Genomic DNA, 16,833 nt, shown 5'->3' with positions numbered 1-16,833 from the left:
CGAGATCAGGTCGATAACGCGCGGTCGGCAACTGCGCAATTGTGCTGGGTCTGTCCGTTTAAGCCGCACGGTGATCTTGAAGCGCCGGAGCGTCGAAAGGGCTCGAACGAATACTTCGCAGATGGCTTCCAGAGGCGACCCTCCAGCGGCCCGACGCGTTTTGATGCTCTAATCGATGGCAATGCATCGAATGACGACGCATGCTTTCCACCGGGACAGGAGACACGGATTGACGAACGAACAGCAACTCGAACGCTGGCTCGCGCAGGAGCAGGAAGTATTGGCGAAGATGAACACGGGTCCCGGCCCCGGCGTTGCAACGCCTGAACAGGTCGCGGGCAAGAGCGGCCTCGACATCATGCAGGCCATGATGAATGCCGAGCTGCCGTACGCCGCGATTGCGCGCACGCTCGACTTCACGATCATCGAAGTCAACGCGGGACACACGGTATTTCAGGGCACGCCGCTCGCGCAGCATCTGAATCCATTGGGAACCGTGCATGGTGGCTGGATCGCGACGCTGCTCGATTCCGCGCTAGGCTGCTCGGTGCATACGATGATGCCGCCAGGCCGCGGCTACACCACGGCCGAGCTGAGCGTGAACTACGTGAAAGCGGTGACGCCGCGCGTGCAGCGCGTGCGTGCGGAAGGCAAGGTGATTCATTGCGGACGGCAACTGGCGACGGCGGAAGCGCGCCTCGTCGGACCCGATGGCACGCTGTACGCGCATGCCACGACGACCTGCCTCGTGTTCGAGATTCCCAGCCGTTGATTCCCAACCTTCCCAACCGCCAAGGCGCGCGCGGGCGCTGATCCCGTGCGCCTGTTTCAGCCGCCGGCCGGCGCGGCCATTACCGCGAGCGCGGCAATTACTGCGATTGCTATGTTTACTGCGGGCGGCGATGCGCTTCAGCGAGCACGGCGCAGGTCTGCAGATGCAGGTTCAGCGCGCGCAATGCGAGGGCGCGCAGCTTGCCGAGCCAAGTGTTGTTAGCGGCGACGGTGGTCGCGCGGACGGTTGTGGTGTTGGAAGCGGTGTTCATCGTGGACTCCTGTATAGGGTTTATACCTAGGCAATAACCCGATTATAGTCTTCTGATGTCGCACCGCAACAAAAATTAAACATGCGCTCGGGCTGTTGCGCGCCGGTCACATCCGCAAGTCCATGCAGTCAAAAAAAGGACCGCATCAGACCGCCAGCTTATTAAAACAACCCGCACCGTACGGGTGCAATAATCACACCTTTGCCCGCGCGTGCCCGCCGCAGCCCGCCTCCATGACGCTCGCCCAGAAAGCTCTGATTGCGCCTCTCATCGTCGCATGCGCGATGTTCATGGAAAGTGTCGATGCAAACGTGATCGTTACCGCGTTGCCGGCGATGGCGCGTGACTTCGGCCGCGATCCGGTCACGCTGAAGATCGCGGTAACGAGTTACGTGCTCGGCCTCGGCGTTTTCATTCCGGTGTGCGGCTGGCTCGCCGACCGTTTCGGCGCGCGCACGATCTTCCGCACGGCAATCGGCATCTTCGTGACCGGCTCGTTGCTGTGCGCGGCGTCGAACTCGCTGGCCACCTTCACGCTCGCGCGTTTCGTCCAGGGCGTGGGCGGCGCGATGATGGTGCCGGTTGGCCGGATCATCATCTTCCGCGTCGTGCACAAATCCGACTTCATCCGCGCGATGAATTATCTGAGTGTCCCCGCGATGCTCGGACCCGCCGCGGGGCCGTTGCTCGGCGGCTTCATCACCACCTATCTGCACTGGCGTCTGATCTTTTTCATCAACGTGCCGATCGGCATTCTCGGCATCTATCTGACCAACCGGCATATCGCCAACACGCGCGAACCGGACCCGGGTCCGCTCGACTGGATCGGCTTCTTTCTGTCGGCGGCCGGCGCGGTGCTGCTTCTGCTCGGCTTGTCGCTGGTCGGCGGCGAGCTGATTTCGAATCGGGACGCGTTCGGCATGTGCGCGTGCGGCGCCGTCCTGCTCGCGGCTTACGTCGCGTACGCTCAGCGCGTCGAACTTCCGTTGCTCAATTTGCGTTTTTTCAAAGTGCCGACCTTCCAGGCGAGCGTGCTCGGCGGATCGCTGTTTCGCATCGGCCTCGGCGCGCTGCCGTTTCTGCTGCCGCTGATGTTGCAGGAGGGGCACGGGATGAGCGCGTTCGAATCCGGCCTCATCACCTGCGCGTCCGCGTTCGGCGGCATGTTCATGCGGGCGATCGCTTCGAGCGTGCTGCATCGCTTTGGCTTCCGCTCGGTTCTCGTGGTCAATGCCGCGCTGTCCGGGCTGTCGATTGCGGCGTGCGGTCTGTTTTTCCCCGGCACGCCGGTCTGGATCATCTGGGTAGTCGTGCTGCTCGGCGGCTTTTTCCCTGCACTGCAATTCACCAGCCTGAACTCGCTGACTTACGCGGAAATCGCCAGCCGCGATGTGGGGCGCGCGACTAGCCTTGGCAGCGTGGTGCAGCAGATGTCGCTCGGGCTCGGGGTGACGATCGGCGGGATCGTGCTGCAGATTTCGCGCGTGCTGCATGGGCATCCGGCGATCGCATGGTCGGATTTCTGGCCGGCGTTTCTGGTAGTGGGGTTGTGCTCGTTCGCGTCGATTCCGGTTACTTTGCGGATGCCACGAGGGGCCGGCGAGGAGATCGCGCGGGGTGGACGGGGGTGAGAGTTGCGCGCTGGCGCTTTGTGGTTTTTGCTTGTTCTTTGTGCCTACGGCGTTTGTCTGTATGCCTGCGGTGTTGGCCTTTTCTTGGTTTGATATTGGTTTATTAGCGTTCCCCCTGTGCGGGGGGGCACCTACTTTTCTTTGCCTGCCGCAAAGAAAAGTAGGCAAAAGAAAGCGGCTTTACACCGCCAGCTTTGAAGCGGGTCCCCTGGCTTGGAGGAGGTAGTGGAGCATCTGGAATCGGTGTTCCCGCACACTCCGCGCTGGTGACAAGGCCGTCATCCTTCCGGCGGCGCTGCGCGCGCCGTGGCGGTACTTCATCAAACCGCGCGCGGGTTTGGGCGCTCTGCGGTACTTGGCAAAGCCGCCCGCCGGTTTGGGTGCTCGACAGTACTTTGTAAAGCCGCCCGCCAGTTTCAACGTCGACGTTTCGCCCGCATGTTGGCTCGCACTCCCAAACTTCGGCACTTCGCCGAGGCGAAGCCGATGGCTCCCCACAGAAAAAGAATCACCCACTGGTTTCCCTGGCAGACCCGTCCGCGGCGCACATAGTGCAGAGTGGGATGAATGATGCCGGAAGCACGTACGCTCAATTGGTTTTGTGAAGTACCGCTACGGCGCGCGCAGCGCCGCCGGAAGCATGACGGCCTTGTCACCGGCGCGGAGTGTGCGAGAACACCGATTCCAGATGCTCCACTACCTCCTCCAAGCCAGGGGACCCGCTTCAAAGCTAGCGGTTTGAGCCGCTTTCTTTTGCCTACTTTTCTTTGCGGCAGGCAAAGAAAAGTAGGTGCTCCCCCGCACAGGGGGAACGCCAATAAACCAATAACAAATCAAGGAAAGGCCAACGCCGTAGGCAGTCAGATATATGGATAAACAAATGGCTGCGATCGTCCGCAGCTGCTTCCCCTAGTCCGCGAGGAACTTATACAGCAGACGTCGCAATTCCTCGAACTCGGTTTTCGTGAATTTCTTCAGCCGGCCATTCAGCACGACCGGGACAATCTCCGGCAGACGCGCGGCCACTTTTTCGCCCTCTTTCGTCAGCTTCAGATTGACGACCCGACGATCTTCAATGCTGCGCGAACGTTCCAGCAAACCCTTGGCTTCCAGCTTGTCGAGCATGCGCGTCATCAGGCCCGTGTCGATACTGAGCAACTTGGACAACTCGAACGGCGTGGCAGCAGCGCCGCGGCGCAGGGACAGCAGGATGCCCATTTGCTGGCTCGTGATATCCAGTTCCTTCAGTGCAGCGTCCATTTCAGTGACCAACACATTGCGCGCCTTGTTGATCGCAAACCCCACGCTTTGCGTCAAATTGAAACTCTCCGGCGTGTAGTGGTCCATGTGCGGCTCCTCGTTGGTTGAAACAAATATAACTGCATAGTCAGATACTATCAAGGAGAAATTTTCGAAAGTCAGAATCTCGGATATGCAGCGGGTTGCGGGGCGCGGTTGCGTGGGATAGGCAGACGAATCCGAGCCACCCGGCTCATGCTCGCCAACCGGTACGGTGAAAGCGGTACCTCGTCTGGTTCGACCGCCGCTCCGTCAGTGCGCCGCCGCGATCTTTTCCGCCAGCTTCGCGTCGTAGCTCGAGTGGACGTGCACCCGTTTCTTCTCGGGAAACGCATACGCATAAGCCTTGCGCAGCGCCAGCGACGCCTCGTGAAAGCCGGACAGAATCAGCTTCTGCTTGTTCGGATAGTTGGCGATATCGCCGACCGCAAAGATACCGGGCCGCGAGCTTTCGTAGTTGGAGGTATCCACGTCGACGCGGCCACCGTGGATCGACAGGTTCCACTGCGCGATCGGCCCCAGGTCCGCAACCAACCCGTACAGCACGACGAGCTGCTCGGCTTCGAGCTGAGTTTCCCCGTCGATATGACGCAGTCCGATCGATTTCAACGCGTTGTCCTGCACCGTCAGCCCGGAGATCGCGCCGACGATAAAGTCCATCTCGCCCGCCTCGACCGCGCGCCGCATCGCCGCGACGCTCGAATCCGCCGCGCTGAAGCCATTGCGCCGATGCACCAGCGTCACGCGCCGCGCGACCTGGCGCAAGGCGAGCGCCCAGTCGAGCGCGGAATCGCCGCCGCCCGCCACCACTACGGTCTTGTCGGCGAAATCGGCGAGACGCGGCACGCTGTAGTGCACATGACGGGTTTCCAGCGGTACGGCTTCGGCGAGCGCCAGCTTTTGCGGTACGAATGCGCCGTTGCCGGCGGCGAGCAGAATCGCCGCGACGTCGAACCCGAGACCGCGATCGGTGCGCACGGTCCAGCGCCCGTCGCCGCGCTGTTCGACCGACTGGACGCGCTGCTCCAGATGGATGGGCACGTCGAACGGCTTGCACTGCGTCATCAAACGCTCCACCAGTTCGCGCGCGGTACATGACGGAATCGCGGGGATGTCGTAGATCGGTTTGTCGGGATAGAGCTCCATACACTGCCCACCGATCTTGCCGAGCGCGTCGACAATCTGGCACGACAGCCCGATCACGCCCGCCTCGAAAGCGGCGAAGAGGCCCACGGGCCCGGCGCCGACGATCAGGACGTCGGTGCGAATCGGCTGCGGGAGTTGGTCTGCGTCGGGCGTCATTCGATATCTCTTGGGTAGGTCGATGACCCACCATACAGAATCGCTCAAAGCCCGGCAATGATGCCATTACGAGCCGTATGGTCGCTGGGACCGCGCACCGGTGGCGCCGGTGGGCGAAGAAAGCGGCTAAAAAGTTGCCATGAAGTGGCTACCTGAAAATATCAAAAACCGGTCATTTTCTGAAGCCAGTCTTGCGACTAATCTCCACTTACCGCATCGCTGAATGCGTCCAACCCAAACCCCGGAGCGAATCATGGAACAACGTCTCGACTTCTACAAAGCCAACCCCGCCGCTATCAAGGCACTAATCGGCGTCGAGGAACGCATCGGCAAATCGGCCCTCGAAAAATCGCTGACCGAACTGGTCCGCCTGCGTGCTTCGCAGATCAACGGCTGCGCGTATTGCGTCGATATGCACACGGCCGACGCCCGCAAAGGCGGCGAAACGGATCGCCGTCTGGCAACCGTGGTGGTGTGGCGCGAGACGCCGTTTTTCACCGACCGCGAACGCGCGGCCCTCGAATGGACCGAAGCAGTGACGCTGGTGTCGCACGAGCATGTGCCCGACGCGGTCTGGACTGCCGTGCGCCCGCACTTCAGCGACGAAGAACTGGTCGATCTGACGCTTCTGATCGCCGCGATCAACGCCTGGAACCGCTTCGCGATTTCGTTCCGCAAGCTGCCGGCTTGAGTGGCGCCCTGGCGTCCTCGCCGCGCATGGCCGCGCGTGGCAGTGTGATGCGACGCGCGGCCGAGGTTGCGGTTGATATTGAATAGATTGAATTTATGGACTTATAAAAAAACAACATTATTTTTATAGATAGCGACTTCGTATAGTCGAGTCCAGTTCGAATGCGCCCCATGCGCGGCGCCCTCCCTTCTCGCTACTGGACTACGATGAAACTACTCAAGTTCGCCCCTATCGCGATCGCCGGCGCGCTCTCCAGCGTCGCGCATGCGCAGAGCAGCCTGACGCTGTACGGCCTGATTTCGGCGGGCGTCGGCTATGCGACGAATCAGGGCGGCAAGAACGCGTGGCAGGCGCTGTCCGGCACCGATCAGAATCCGCGCTGGGGACTCAAAGGCGTCGAAGACCTGGGTGGCGGCACGACCGCGATCTTCCAGTTGGAAAACGGCTTCAACGTGATGACCGGCAATGCGTCGCAAAACGGCCGCGAATTCGGCCGCCAGGCATTCGTCGGCCTCGCCAGCAAGAAACTCGGCACGCTGACCTTCGGCCGCCAGTACGACACGGTGCACGACTACGTCGGCCCGGTGATCATCGCGAGCAACGGCGTGAACATCGGCGATAACGACAACGGCTACAACGACATTCGCGTGCAGAACGCGGTGAAATACGTGACGCCCGAATATCGCGGCCTGAAAGCCACGGCCGAATACGGCTTCAGCAACGCCACCGGTTTCGCCAACAACAGCGCGTACAGCTTCGGCGTGGGTTACGAGCACGGGCCGCTGAAGTGGAGCGCGGTATACGCGCAGTACAACAATCCGTTTAGCGCCACCAATCCTGACGGCGCGATTTCGAACGACTACGCGTCGTCGCTCCTGATCTTCGCGAAGAGCGCGCTGCATCCGGCCGCCTACGCGAGCAAGCAGCGCATCTTCGGCACGGGCGGCTTCTATACGATCGGCGCGGCGCAATTTGCAGCGCTCTTCACCGATGTCCGCTACGATTACCTCGACAATTCGCATCTGCATCTGCAGAACTACAACCTGAATCTGAACTACCATGTGAGCCCCGCGTTCATTCTCGGCGCAGCCTATGCGTTCACGGACGGCAAATACGATGTGATCAATACGAGGCCAAAATGGCATCAGGTCAATCTGCAAGCCGACTACTTCCTGTCGAAGCGCACCGACGTCGCGCTGACCGTGATCGCGCAGCAAGCGGCTGGCGACGCGCAGCACGCGCAGATCTTTGCCTATGCTCAATCCGCCAGCACGCGTCAGATGATCGCGACTGTCGGCATGCGCCACGTGTTCTGACGATGATGAACACCTTCACTCGAACGGAGGACCGGCGCGCGTTCTTGCGCACGGCGATGGGATTGGCGGTGGGCGCGTCGGTGTGGCCGATGACGGCGAGCACCGCCGGTGCTGCTAGTGCCGCCGGCACCACCAGTGCCGCTTCGGCATCGAGCGGTGCGTCTTCCAGCACCGCGGCTTTGCAAACTGGCGCGCGCCGCAGCGTGATCATCGATTGCGATCCGGGTCAGGACGACGCGATTGCAATCATGTTCGCGCTCGGCGCCGGTGACCGGCTCGACGTGCGCGCGATCACAGCCGTCGCGGGCAACGTGCCGCTCGATCTCACCGAACGCAACGCGCGAATCGTGCGCGACTGGGCTGAACGCACGCAGACGCTGCCGGTGTACGCAGGCTGTCCGCGGCCGCTCACGCGCGAACTCGTGACCGCTGCCAACGTGCACGGCAAGACCGGTCTCGAAGGCGTGCCGCTGCACGAACCGCTCGCGCCGCTTGCTCCACAGCACGCCGTCGCCTTTCTGATCGACACGCTGCGCGCGGCGCCGCCGCATAGCGTGACGCTGTGCGCGACCGGCCCCTTGACCAACCTCGCCACCGCGCTGATCGAAGCGCCCGAGGTTCGCAACGGCATCCGCGAAATCGTGCTGATGGGTGGTGCGTTCTTCGAACGCGGCAACATTACGCCGGCAGCCGAATTCAATATCTACGTCGATCCGCAAGCCGCGCAAGTCGTCTTTGCGAGCGGCCTGCCGATCGTCGTGCTGCCGCGCGACGTTGCCGTGAAAGCCGCGATCACGCCGGCACGAATCGCGCCGATTCGCGCGCTCGGCAATCGCTGCGGCACGATGGCCGCCGACATCATGACCGCGGAAGTCGCCTATCAGAAGGGTCGTCGCGGCATCGAAGAAGCGCCGATGTACGACCCATGTGCGACCGGCTATCTAATCGAGCCGTCGCTGTTCAAGGGACGCGAGGTCAACGTGACGATCGAGACGGCCGGCGAATGGACGCTCGGCGAAACGGTGGTGGATTGGAGCGGCCACAGCGGCCGCAAACCGAACGCGCTGTGGATCACCGAAGTCGACGCGGATGGTTTCTACACCGCGCTGCGCGAGCGTCTCGCGACGTTGCCGTGAGTCTGATGCGCAGGATTCGCGCGGCGTCAGATATGCGCGGCGATCCACTCGCGGCACGCACGCACGTGCGGTCCGCGATCGTCGCCGGCGAGCGAGATCAGCGCGATCGAACGCGTCACGCGCGGCTTGTCGAGGCGCAGCGCGAGCAGTTGCGTGTCGTGCAGATGCATCGTGTAGAGACTCGGCAGCACCGCGATCGCGAGGCCGTTGCGCACCAGTTCGTACAGCGGCTCGGTGTACTCGACGCGATACGCAACCGTCAGTTGCAAACCTTCGGCGCCGCCGGTGCGCTGCAACGCATCGCTGACGCTGCCGCGCACGAACACCGCGAGATCGCGGCCGACCAGCTTCGCCCAGGCAATGCTCCTGCGTTGCGCGAGCGGATCGTCGCGCCGCACCACCACCACGATCTGGTCTTCGAACAGGTCCTGATAGCGCAACGCGGCGGCGTTGTCCGCCGTCGCGGCATCGGGCTCATGCACGCCGACGCCGAAGTCGGCGGCGCCCTCGCGCACGGCGTCGATCAACGCGGTGTTCGGCATGTCGTTCAGCGTGAAGCGCAGCGACGGTTGTTGCTTGCGCAACGACGCAAGCGCGGGCAGCAAACGTGCCGCCGCCGACGGAATCAGTCCGATGCGCACCGTTTGCACCCGCTCGGCGAAAGTGCTCGCCATATCGTCGAAGGTGCCACGCGCCTGATTGAGCAAACGCTCCGCGAGCGGCAACACGCTGGCGCCGGCATGCGTGAGCGTCAACCGATGCGCGGAACGCGCGAACAGCGGACCGCCGAGCAGGAATTCGATCTGGCGGATCGCCGCGGTCAGGGCCGGTTGCGTCAAGGCGAGCGATTGCGCGGCCTGCGTAAAGCTGCGCGCGTGCGCGAGCGTGACGAAGTACTGGATTTGCCGCAGCGTGAGCGCGGGCAGCAGGGACGAACGGTCGGTCATGGAAAGCAATGCATCGACGCAATGCGCAGCAGTATAAATGGCGTGGCTACAGGATGAATCAATTGATCAATAACGAATCTTCATTGCCGAATGCCAGCAAACCGGCGCACGTCGCGCGCGCCGGCTGGCTCGAACAGTGGTTCGCGCTGGCTGAACGCAAGACCAGCGTGCGTACCGAAACGATTGCCGGCATCACGTCGTTTCTTGCGGCTGCCTATTTGCTGGTGGTGATTCCGTCGCTGCTCGCGAGCGGCGGCATGGATCGCGGCGCGGCCACCACCGCGACGGTCCTCGTGTTCGTGCTGAGCACCGTGCTGATGGCGTTGTATGCGAACCTGCCGTTTCTGGTCGGCCCCGGCATCGGCGGCTCGGTGATTCTCGGCGTCACGCTCGCGGGCGAACACGTTGCGTGGCAAACGGGCCTGGGTATCGCGTTCGTATCCGGCGTGCTGTTCCTGATCCTGACGCTAGTGGGCGCGCGCAGTCTGGTGGTGCGGCTGATTCCGGCTCAGATCAAGCTCGGGCTCGGCGCGTCGATCGGTTTGTTCATCGCGGTGCTCGGTTTTCGCAACGCGGGGATGGTGATCGCCAACGCGAAAACCAATGCGCTCGCGCTCGGCGATTTCTCGCGGCCCGGCACGCTGGTCGCGTTGATCGGCCTCGGCGCGGCCGTCGTTCTGCAAGGACGCCGCGTGCCCGGCGCCATCCTGTGGGCGATCCTGATTGCGGCCGGCGCCGGCGTGCCGCTCGGCGTCACGCATTGGTCTGCGTCGATGCTGTCGTGGCCGCACGGCATCGCGCCGATCGCCTTCAAGCTCGACATCGCCGGCGCGTTGAGCGTCGCGGCGATTCCGTATCTGTTCGTGTTCTTCGCGGCCGAGTTTTTCTCGACGCTCGGCACCACCCTCGCGGTCGGCGCAAAAGCCGATCTACTCGACGAAAATGCGAATCTGCCGAACATCAACCGGCCGTTCCTCGTCGATTCGATCGCCGCGACACTCGGCCCCGTGTTCGGCATTCCGGCGCTCACCGCGCTGGTCGAATCCGCGGCGGGCGTCGAAGCAGGCGGGCGCAGCGGTTTGTCGTCGCTCGCCGCCGCCGCGATGTTCGCGCTGATGCTGCTGTTCGTACCGGTGGCGCTCGCGATTCCGAAAGAAGCGACCGCGCCGGCGCTGATCCTGATCGGCCTGTCGATGTTCAGCACGATCCGCCACACGCATTTCGACGATTTCAGCGACTCGCTGCCGGTTCTCTCGATGGTGCTGCTCACGCTGATGTCGAACAGCTTCGGCACCGGCATCGCGGGCGGCCTGCTGTGCTATGTGCTCGTCAAGCTGCTCGCCGGGCGTTTGCGCGAAGTGCCCTGGGGTTTGTATGTGCTTACCGCGCCGCTCGGCTACTACTTCTATACCGTGGTCAAACCTCACTGAGCATCGCGCCTTCGCGCCACGTTTCATATTGCATTCGCACTAAACGCTTTTGAGCTTTACCGACAACCATACCGACATGAAAGAGACATCTGGCAACGTGCCGGCATCGCGCACCGGCATCACGCTGACCGACACGCATCGCGCGTTTTTCACGGCCCTCCCGAAGGCGGAACTGCATTGCCATCTGCTGGGCGCCGTGCGTCACGACACCTTCATTGCGCTTGCGGAAAAAAGCAAAGCGCCGATCACGCGCGAAGAGATCGACGCGTTCTATACGCGCGGTGAAAAACCGGTCGGTGTGCTGCGCGTGCTGCGCGCGCTCGACGAACATTTGCTGACGCAAGCCGATGACCTGCGTCGCATCGCCTACGAATACCTCGCCGATGCATCGGCGCATCAAGTTCGCCATAGCGAATTCTTCTGGAATCCTACTGGTACGGTGCGCGTGTCGAAGATTCCGTACGCCGATGCGCAAGCGGCGATCGTTGCCGCGATTCGCGACGCCGCGCTCGACTTCGGTATCAGCGCGCAGCTGATTCCGAGCATCGACCGCGAAGCCGATCCCGACGAAGCGGTCGCGCTGGTCGACTGGATGAGCGCGCATCGTGCGGATGAAGTGGTGGGGCTCGGCATCGACTACCGCGAAAACAACCGGCCGCCGGAGTTGTTCTGGAAGGCGTATCGCAATGCCCGCAACGCGGGCTTCAAAACCACCGCGCATGCAGGCGAATTCGGCATGCCGTGGCGCAATGTCGAGACCGCAGTCGATCTGCTGCAATGCGACCGGATCGACCACGGCTATACGATCGTCGACAACCCGCAGTTGGCCGCGCAATACGCCGGGCGCGGCATCGTGTTCACCGTGGTGCCGACCAATTCGTACTACCTGCGCACGCTCGCGCCGCAAGACTGGGCCGAACAGCATCCGTTGCGGCGCATGCCGGGGCTCGGCCTGAAAATCCATCCGAACACCGACGACCCGACGCTGCACAAAGTGACGCCGAGCGAAGCCTGGCAGTTGATGTATAGCCACTTCGGCTTCAGCATCGCCGAATTGCGGCAGTTCATGATGAACGGTATCGACGGTGCGTGGATCGATGAAGCCACGCGCAACACATGGCGCGCGGCGTGGGGCGCGGAATTCGATGCACTGGCAGCGGGGTTGGCGGACCAAGTTGCCGAAAGCCTGCGGTAACGGCCCGCGGCAACGCCATTGGTGCGCGCCCTGCTACTCGCCGATCCACGAACCGCGCAAATCGCTGTCGTGCAGCAGTTGCAGCAACGTGCCCGCCGGACGGCTGAGCCGCCTGGCCGCCAGCGCGATGAATTCCACCGATGGCAGCGTCGGCAGACTGGCGGCGTTCAGCGGCGGCGCGAGGCCGCGCGCGGCGAGATACTGCGGACGCACCGTGATCCCCAGCCCACCGCGGGCGGCCGCGATGCAGCCCGCGTGACTGCTGCTGGTGCACACCACCTGCCAGCTAAAGCCGGCTTCGGCGAGAGCATCGAGCACGACCGCCCGCGTCACGCTCGGCTCGGCGACCAGGATCAGCGGCAGCGGCTGCGTCAGGTCGACACGCGTGCCGATACGCGCCAGCCACTCCAGCCGCCCGGTGAACAGCGGCACGCCGCGGCGGTCGCCCAGACGGCGCTTGCCGACCAGCAGATCGATCGCCCCCGCGTCCAGCAATTCGTACAGCCTGCCGGTCATGCCGATGGTGATTTCCAGCTCGACATCGGGATGCGCGTCGCGAAACGCCGCCAGCACGGTCGGCAACGGCCCTAGCGCGACATCGTCCGACGAGCCGAGCCGCACGCGCCCCTTCAGGCGCGGCGCGCGAAACTGTGATTCGGCCCGCGCCAGCGCCTGCAGGATCACGCTGGCGTGCGCGAGCATGGCCTCGCCATCCGGTGTCATGGCGAGTGAGTGGGTATCGCGCACGAACAACCGCCGGCCGACGCTCTGTTCGAGCCGGCGAATGTGTTCGCTGACGCTCGACTGCGTCAGTTCGAGCTGCCGCCCCGCCTCGGTAAAGCTATGGCAGCCGGCCACCGTCGCGAAGGTCTTGAGCCAGATGGGATTGAGCATGCGCCATTGTCGCCCTGGTTATCGGCAAAGTCGATAACAGTCAGCGTCCCTAGCGGGGTTCCCGATTGACCATGATGTCAATAAGATGACGGAATCCCCAAACGATCGCCTGGAGCCCGGCTTCACGCCGTACCCTCGCCCTCCCAATGACCAAGGATTCCTCCCACACCGCGTTGCTCTGGATCGTCGCCGCCGGCTTCTTCATGCAGGCGCTCGACACGACGATCGTCAACACCGCGTTGCCGTCGATTGCGAACAGCCTGCACGTCCCGCCGCTCGCGATGCAGCCGATCGTAGTCGCCGACACGCTGACCATGGCGATGCTCACACCCGCCTCCGGCTGGCTCGCCGACCGCTTCGGCACGCGGCGGGTCTATTTCACCGCGATCCTCGTGTTCGTGCTCGGCTCGATCTGCTGCGCGAGCGCGCATACGCTCGGTCAACTGGTCATGGCGCGCGTGCTGCAAGGCCTGGGCGGTTCGATGCTGCTGCCGATCGGACGGCTCGCGGTGCTGCGCAGCGTCTCCGCCGAGCACTATGTGTCGGCGCTCGCGCTCATATCGGTTGCCGGCCAGTTGGGGCCGATCGTCGGACCGACGCTCGGCGGCTGGTTCGTTCAAGCGATCAGCTGGCATTGGATCTTTTTGATCAATGTGCCGATCGGCGCGGTGGGCTTGTACGCGGTACAGCGGTTTTTGCCGCAGCATGGGACCACTCAGGCGCCGCCGTTCGACTTCGCCGGTTGTGGGCTGCTGTCGCTGTGCATGATCGCGTTTTCGCTGGCGGTGGATGCGCCGGTAGAGACCCATCGGGCGGCATGGTCGGCGGGCCTCTTCGTGCTCTCAGTAATCAGCGCCCTCGCTTACATTCCGTATGCACGGCGCCGCCGCAACCCGCTCTTCAAACTCGCGCTCTTCAGCGAGCCGAATTTCAGCGTGGGGCTGATCGGCAATCTGCTGTGCCGTATCGGCGCGAGCGCCGTGCCGTTCCTGCTGCCGCTGCTGATGCAGTTACAACTGGGCTATACGCCGCTCCATTCCGGCTTGATGATGCTGCCCGCCGCGCTGGCCGGCGCCGTCGCGAAACGCTGGATTGCGCCGCTCGTACGCCGCTACGGCTACGACACGTTTTTGCTCGTCAACACGGTGATCGTGGGCGCGTCGATCGTCGCGTTCGCGCTGATTTCGCGCGGCACGCCAGTCGTGGTCGAAATCGCGATTCTGATGATGTTCGGCGCGGCCGCCTCGATGCAGTTCGCGGCGATGAACAGCGTCACGCTCAAAGGCCTTTCGCATGAAGACGCCGGCAGCGGCAACAGTCTGTTTTCCATGGTCCAGATGCTGGCGATGGGACTGGGCGTATCGATCGGCGGCGCACTGGTGAATCTGTTTTCCGCGCAATGGGGTTCGGCGGCGCTCGGCTTCCGCTTGAGCTTCGTTTGCGTCGGCTTGATTACGCTGGTGTCGGCGTGGGTGTTTCGTCATCTCGACGAAGAAGCGCCGGCCACCAGCACGGCGCGCTCGCCCGCGGCACAGGGCGCGGGCCGCTGACTACCTGCGAGGCGGCTTTCTCAGTCCGGCAAGCGGATGCCGGAAAATCGCTCGCAGGCTTCGATCAAACGGTCTTGCACAGCAACGTCATACACGGCCGGATGCGGCTCGCGCGGTTGCATGTGATAGAAATATCCGCCGCTGACGGTGGCCGCCGGTTCATCGCTGACGGCGAGCCACACCTGGGTTTTCGGCGCGGCTTGCAGATCGTCCGGCGCGCCCGCACCGCCCATTTTCGTCGCCACCCAGCCCGGCTCCAACGCGTTCGACAGCACCTGCGGCCAACGGCGCGCAAGCGCGAAAGCCAGCAATGCGTCATGCAGTTTCGAGTCCGAATACGCCGCGGTGCCCTGCCATGGACGACGCTCCCAGGCGAGATCGTCGAGGCTCGCATCGCCGCTTCGATGCAATCCAGAGCTCAGATATACCAGCCGCTTCGGCCTTTCGATCAGCGCCGTCAGCACGTACGGCGCCAGCGTATTGACGGCGAACACATGCGGCAAGCCGTCGACGGTCGCGATCCGGCGCGGCTCGCGATAGCCGAGCGCCGCGTTATGGATCACGGCGTCGAAGCGGCCGAGCCGGTTCACCTGTTCCGCCAGCGCGACCGTTGCCGCAATGCTGGACAGATCGCCTGCTACGGCAGTTTCCGCGTCCGGTACGGCTTTCATTGCGTCGTGGGCGCGCGTGGCGCTGCGCCCATGCAATACCACTTGATGTCCGGCGTCGACCAGGAGGCGCGCGGCCATCTGGCCGAGTCCATCGGCGGAACCGGTAATAAAGATGCGGGACATGACAAGGTTCTCCGGTGATCAGTAGAAATATGCCTGACGCATGGCGAGAACCGCATTGAATCGTGCATCCGGCGAATTCGCTCAGATTAGCGCCAACTGGGCGCCTGACGCGATAGCGTGGCTGTCATCCTGCTCATGACGGCGTGTCATCTATCAAGCCTTCTGGATGGCTTTTGGCGACGCTATGCTCTACGTTAAAACACGCTTTCGCGTTAGCATGTGACGCATGGAATCCAACATAAGGGCATACCACCATGCCATTTGACGAGCGAATGCTGAACGGCATGGGCGTGTTGACGGCGATCGTCGACAGCGGCAGTTTCGCGGCGGCGGGCGAAGCACTTGATATGTCGCAGTCCGGCGTAAGCCGCTCGGTCGCGCGACTCGAAGCGCGCCTGGGCATCCGGCTATTCGACCGCACCACGCGCTCGGTTACGCTGACCGACGAGGGCCGGCGCTTCTACGAACAAATCGTGCCGCTGCTCGGCGGCCTGGAGGAAGCGGCGGCATCGGCGGCGCAAGGCGCGACTGCGGTTCGCGGACGTTTGCGCGTGAACATGGACCCGTTCTTTTCGCGCCTCGTGCTGGGCCCGCGGCTGGGAGGCTTTATCGACAAGCATCCTGATCTGCAACTCGAGTTGATCACGCGCGATCAATTGGGCGATATGGTTGCTGACGGTTTCGACCTCGCTGTTCGTTTCGGCGACCCGCCGGTTTCGACGCTGATCGCGCGCAAGCTTCTCGACACGCGGATTTTGACCGTTGCCGCGCCGTCATATCTGAAGAAGCATGGACATCCGTCGAGCCCAGCCGAACTCGAAAACAGCAAGCATGTGTGTATCAAGTTTCGCGATCCGCTGACCGGTTATCCGTTTAGCTGGGAGTTTCATCGCGGCCGCAAGAAGATTGTGATTACCCCGCAAGGGCGGCTTACCGTGAATGATGTCGGTACGTTGCATAGCGTGTGTGTTGCTGGGCAAGGAGTCGCGCAGATTCTTGCGCTGGGGGCGGAGTCGTTGCTTGCCAATGGGAAGATGGTTGAGTTGTTTCCCGACTGGGGAGATGAGGTTTATCCGCTGTATGCGCTATATCCTTCGCGGCATCATCCGCCGGCCAAAGTCCGCGCATTCTTCGACTTCATCGTTTCTCTGACAGGCGGCGCCGCACGCGAGCCGGCGGCTTGAATCGAAGCCCGGCGAGAAGCTTCCGGCTTACCGGCATGCAAAGACTCCATGCGCACGGCTCAAAAAGAAAAACCGGCTCTACGCCGGTTATTTTCGTATTGCTGGCCTAAAGTGCGGCAGGTTTCTTTTTGAGCGTCGGCACGCGACGCGTTTGCATCAGATTGCTTTTCGCGCCCAGCCACTTCGTGACGTGTTTGACCCATTGCTTCGGCGTCGCTTCATTGCCCGGCTGGCTGTGCTGCGGCTCGTCAGCCGCAGGCGTGGCCGGCTTATCCAGCGCGGCGACGCGTGCTGCTTCGCGCCGTCTTTTGCTGTCGGCTATTTCCTCTACATTGACCTGATCATCATCCATGCTGGACTCCCGCGACGAAGCGAAGCCAGGCACCGATAGGCGCCGTGCTGCTTCGGCTGTGGAACAAAA

The 16,833-nt window shown here is 62.9% G+C and carries 16 protein-coding genes; 9 read left to right on the top strand and 7 right to left on the bottom strand.

The window, feature by feature from the left end:
* The first annotated feature begins 190 nt into the window (after positions 1 to 190).
* Positions 191 to 772 carry a PaaI family thioesterase gene (locus tag AC3WOG_RS09340; protein ID WP_492577717.1) on the top strand — a complete coding sequence of 194 codons (582 nt, stop codon included), beginning with the start codon at positions 191 to 193 and terminating at the stop codon, positions 770 to 772.
* Positions 773 to 887: 115 nt separating this feature from the next.
* On the opposite strand, the gene AC3WOG_RS09335 is transcribed toward AC3WOG_RS09340, so the two are convergent.
* Entirely contained in the window at positions 888 to 1,043 is a 156-nt protein-coding gene (locus tag AC3WOG_RS09335; RefSeq protein WP_492577716.1) for a hypothetical protein, read from the bottom strand.
* A 233-nt stretch (positions 1,044 to 1,276) separates the two neighbouring features.
* Between AC3WOG_RS09335 and AC3WOG_RS09330 the strand changes: the two genes are divergently transcribed.
* Entirely contained in the window at positions 1,277 to 2,674 is a 1,398-nt protein-coding gene (locus tag AC3WOG_RS09330; RefSeq protein WP_492577715.1) for an MFS transporter, read from the top strand.
* A gap of 909 nt (positions 2,675 to 3,583) precedes the next feature.
* On the opposite strand, the gene AC3WOG_RS09325 is transcribed toward AC3WOG_RS09330, so the two are convergent.
* Both AC3WOG_RS09325 and AC3WOG_RS09320 read right to left on the bottom strand, forming a co-directional pair.
* Positions 3,584 to 4,021 (bottom strand): MarR family winged helix-turn-helix transcriptional regulator, encoded by a 438-nt coding sequence (locus AC3WOG_RS09325; RefSeq protein WP_341315562.1) that lies wholly within the window; start codon positions 4,019 to 4,021, stop codon positions 3,584 to 3,586.
* Between the two features lie 204 nt (positions 4,022 to 4,225).
* Positions 4,226 to 5,275, bottom strand: coding sequence for an NAD(P)/FAD-dependent oxidoreductase (locus AC3WOG_RS09320; RefSeq protein ID WP_492577714.1), 1,050 nt, complete (start codon positions 5,273 to 5,275; stop codon positions 4,226 to 4,228).
* A 253-nt stretch (positions 5,276 to 5,528) separates the two neighbouring features.
* On the opposite strand from AC3WOG_RS09320, the gene AC3WOG_RS09315 reads away from it, so the two are divergent.
* The 3 genes from AC3WOG_RS09315 (at position 5,529) to AC3WOG_RS09305 (ending at position 8,418) form a co-directional block, all read left to right on the top strand.
* Positions 5,529 to 5,966: a carboxymuconolactone decarboxylase family protein gene (locus AC3WOG_RS09315; RefSeq protein ID WP_341315560.1), complete on the top strand. Its 438-nt coding sequence runs from the start codon at positions 5,529 to 5,531 to the stop codon at positions 5,964 to 5,966.
* 206 nt (positions 5,967 to 6,172) lie between these two features.
* Complete coding sequence (locus tag AC3WOG_RS09310) at positions 6,173 to 7,282, top strand: porin (protein WP_492577713.1); 1,110 nt, start codon at positions 6,173 to 6,175, stop codon at positions 7,280 to 7,282.
* 2 nt (positions 7,283 to 7,284) lie between these two features.
* Complete coding sequence (locus AC3WOG_RS09305; RefSeq protein WP_492577712.1) at positions 7,285 to 8,418, top strand: nucleoside hydrolase; 1,134 nt, start codon at positions 7,285 to 7,287, stop codon at positions 8,416 to 8,418.
* A gap of 26 nt (positions 8,419 to 8,444) precedes the next feature.
* Here the strand turns inward: AC3WOG_RS09305 and AC3WOG_RS09300 are convergent, their stop codons facing one another.
* Positions 8,445 to 9,365 (bottom strand): LysR family transcriptional regulator, encoded by a 921-nt coding sequence (locus tag AC3WOG_RS09300; protein WP_492577711.1) that lies wholly within the window; start codon positions 9,363 to 9,365, stop codon positions 8,445 to 8,447.
* 53 nt (positions 9,366 to 9,418) lie between these two features.
* Here AC3WOG_RS09300 and AC3WOG_RS09295 point away from each other — a divergent pair, with 53 nt between their 5' ends.
* Both AC3WOG_RS09295 and add read left to right on the top strand, forming a co-directional pair.
* The gene (locus tag AC3WOG_RS09295) at positions 9,419 to 10,795 is read left to right on the top strand and encodes an NCS2 family permease (RefSeq protein ID WP_492577710.1); all 1,377 of its coding nucleotides are present in this window, start codon (positions 9,419 to 9,421) and stop codon (positions 10,793 to 10,795) included.
* 76 nt (positions 10,796 to 10,871) lie between these two features.
* Positions 10,872 to 11,990: an adenosine deaminase gene (gene add / locus AC3WOG_RS09290; RefSeq protein ID WP_492577709.1), complete on the top strand. Its 1,119-nt coding sequence runs from the start codon at positions 10,872 to 10,874 to the stop codon at positions 11,988 to 11,990.
* Positions 11,991 to 12,023: 33 nt separating this feature from the next.
* Here the strand turns inward: add and AC3WOG_RS09285 are convergent, their stop codons facing one another.
* Positions 12,024 to 12,884 (bottom strand): LysR family transcriptional regulator, encoded by an 861-nt coding sequence (locus AC3WOG_RS09285; RefSeq protein ID WP_492577708.1) that lies wholly within the window; start codon positions 12,882 to 12,884, stop codon positions 12,024 to 12,026.
* Between the two features lie 146 nt (positions 12,885 to 13,030).
* Between AC3WOG_RS09285 and AC3WOG_RS09280 the strand changes: the two genes are divergently transcribed.
* Positions 13,031 to 14,434 (top strand): DHA2 family efflux MFS transporter permease subunit, encoded by a 1,404-nt coding sequence (locus AC3WOG_RS09280; RefSeq protein WP_492577707.1) that lies wholly within the window; start codon positions 13,031 to 13,033, stop codon positions 14,432 to 14,434.
* A 20-nt stretch (positions 14,435 to 14,454) separates the two neighbouring features.
* Here AC3WOG_RS09280 and AC3WOG_RS09275 read toward each other — a convergent pair whose 3' ends face one another.
* On the bottom strand, positions 14,455 to 15,228 hold the full coding sequence (locus AC3WOG_RS09275; protein ID WP_492577706.1) for an SDR family NAD(P)-dependent oxidoreductase: 774 nt from the start codon (positions 15,226 to 15,228) through the stop codon (positions 14,455 to 14,457).
* A 254-nt stretch (positions 15,229 to 15,482) separates the two neighbouring features.
* Here AC3WOG_RS09275 and AC3WOG_RS09270 point away from each other — a divergent pair, with 254 nt between their 5' ends.
* Positions 15,483 to 16,412 (top strand): LysR family transcriptional regulator, encoded by a 930-nt coding sequence (locus AC3WOG_RS09270; protein WP_492577705.1) that lies wholly within the window; start codon positions 15,483 to 15,485, stop codon positions 16,410 to 16,412.
* Between the two features lie 106 nt (positions 16,413 to 16,518).
* Here the strand turns inward: AC3WOG_RS09270 and AC3WOG_RS09265 are convergent, their stop codons facing one another.
* On the bottom strand, positions 16,519 to 16,764 hold the full coding sequence (locus tag AC3WOG_RS09265; protein WP_492577704.1) for a hypothetical protein: 246 nt from the start codon (positions 16,762 to 16,764) through the stop codon (positions 16,519 to 16,521).
* Positions 16,765 to 16,833 lie beyond the last annotated feature (69 nt).

Source organism: Paraburkholderia sp. FW306-02-B, assembly GCF_058782725.1.
Note: the sequence above shows the minus strand (reverse complement) of the source record. Positions and strands in the feature narration are given on the sequence as shown.

What these genes read in the sequence shown, in the direction of transcription:
- AC3WOG_RS09340 (WP_492577717.1), top strand. Translation starts at nt 191, where the DNA reads ATGACGACGCATGCTTTCCACCGGGACAGGAGACACGGATTGACGAAC.
- AC3WOG_RS09335 (WP_492577716.1), bottom strand. Translation starts at nt 1,043, where the DNA reads ATGAACACCGCTTCCAACACCACAACCGTCCGCGCGACCACCGTCGCC.
- AC3WOG_RS09330 (WP_492577715.1), top strand. Translation starts at nt 1,277, where the DNA reads ATGACGCTCGCCCAGAAAGCTCTGATTGCGCCTCTCATCGTCGCATGC.
- AC3WOG_RS09325 (WP_341315562.1), bottom strand. Translation starts at nt 4,021, where the DNA reads ATGGACCACTACACGCCGGAGAGTTTCAATTTGACGCAAAGCGTGGGG.
- AC3WOG_RS09320 (WP_492577714.1), bottom strand. Translation starts at nt 5,275, where the DNA reads ATGACGCCCGACGCAGACCAACTCCCGCAGCCGATTCGCACCGACGTC.
- AC3WOG_RS09315 (WP_341315560.1), top strand. Translation starts at nt 5,529, where the DNA reads ATGGAACAACGTCTCGACTTCTACAAAGCCAACCCCGCCGCTATCAAG.
- AC3WOG_RS09310 (WP_492577713.1), top strand. Translation starts at nt 6,173, where the DNA reads ATGAAACTACTCAAGTTCGCCCCTATCGCGATCGCCGGCGCGCTCTCC.
- AC3WOG_RS09305 (WP_492577712.1), top strand. Translation starts at nt 7,285, where the DNA reads ATGATGAACACCTTCACTCGAACGGAGGACCGGCGCGCGTTCTTGCGC.
- AC3WOG_RS09300 (WP_492577711.1), bottom strand. Translation starts at nt 9,365, where the DNA reads ATGACCGACCGTTCGTCCCTGCTGCCCGCGCTCACGCTGCGGCAAATC.
- AC3WOG_RS09295 (WP_492577710.1), top strand. Translation starts at nt 9,419, where the DNA reads ATGAATCAATTGATCAATAACGAATCTTCATTGCCGAATGCCAGCAAA.
- add (WP_492577709.1), top strand. Translation starts at nt 10,872, where the DNA reads ATGAAAGAGACATCTGGCAACGTGCCGGCATCGCGCACCGGCATCACG.
- AC3WOG_RS09285 (WP_492577708.1), bottom strand. Translation starts at nt 12,884, where the DNA reads ATGCTCAATCCCATCTGGCTCAAGACCTTCGCGACGGTGGCCGGCTGC.
- AC3WOG_RS09280 (WP_492577707.1), top strand. Translation starts at nt 13,031, where the DNA reads ATGACCAAGGATTCCTCCCACACCGCGTTGCTCTGGATCGTCGCCGCC.
- AC3WOG_RS09275 (WP_492577706.1), bottom strand. Translation starts at nt 15,228, where the DNA reads ATGTCCCGCATCTTTATTACCGGTTCCGCCGATGGACTCGGCCAGATG.
- AC3WOG_RS09270 (WP_492577705.1), top strand. Translation starts at nt 15,483, where the DNA reads ATGCCATTTGACGAGCGAATGCTGAACGGCATGGGCGTGTTGACGGCG.
- AC3WOG_RS09265 (WP_492577704.1), bottom strand. Translation starts at nt 16,764, where the DNA reads ATGGATGATGATCAGGTCAATGTAGAGGAAATAGCCGACAGCAAAAGA.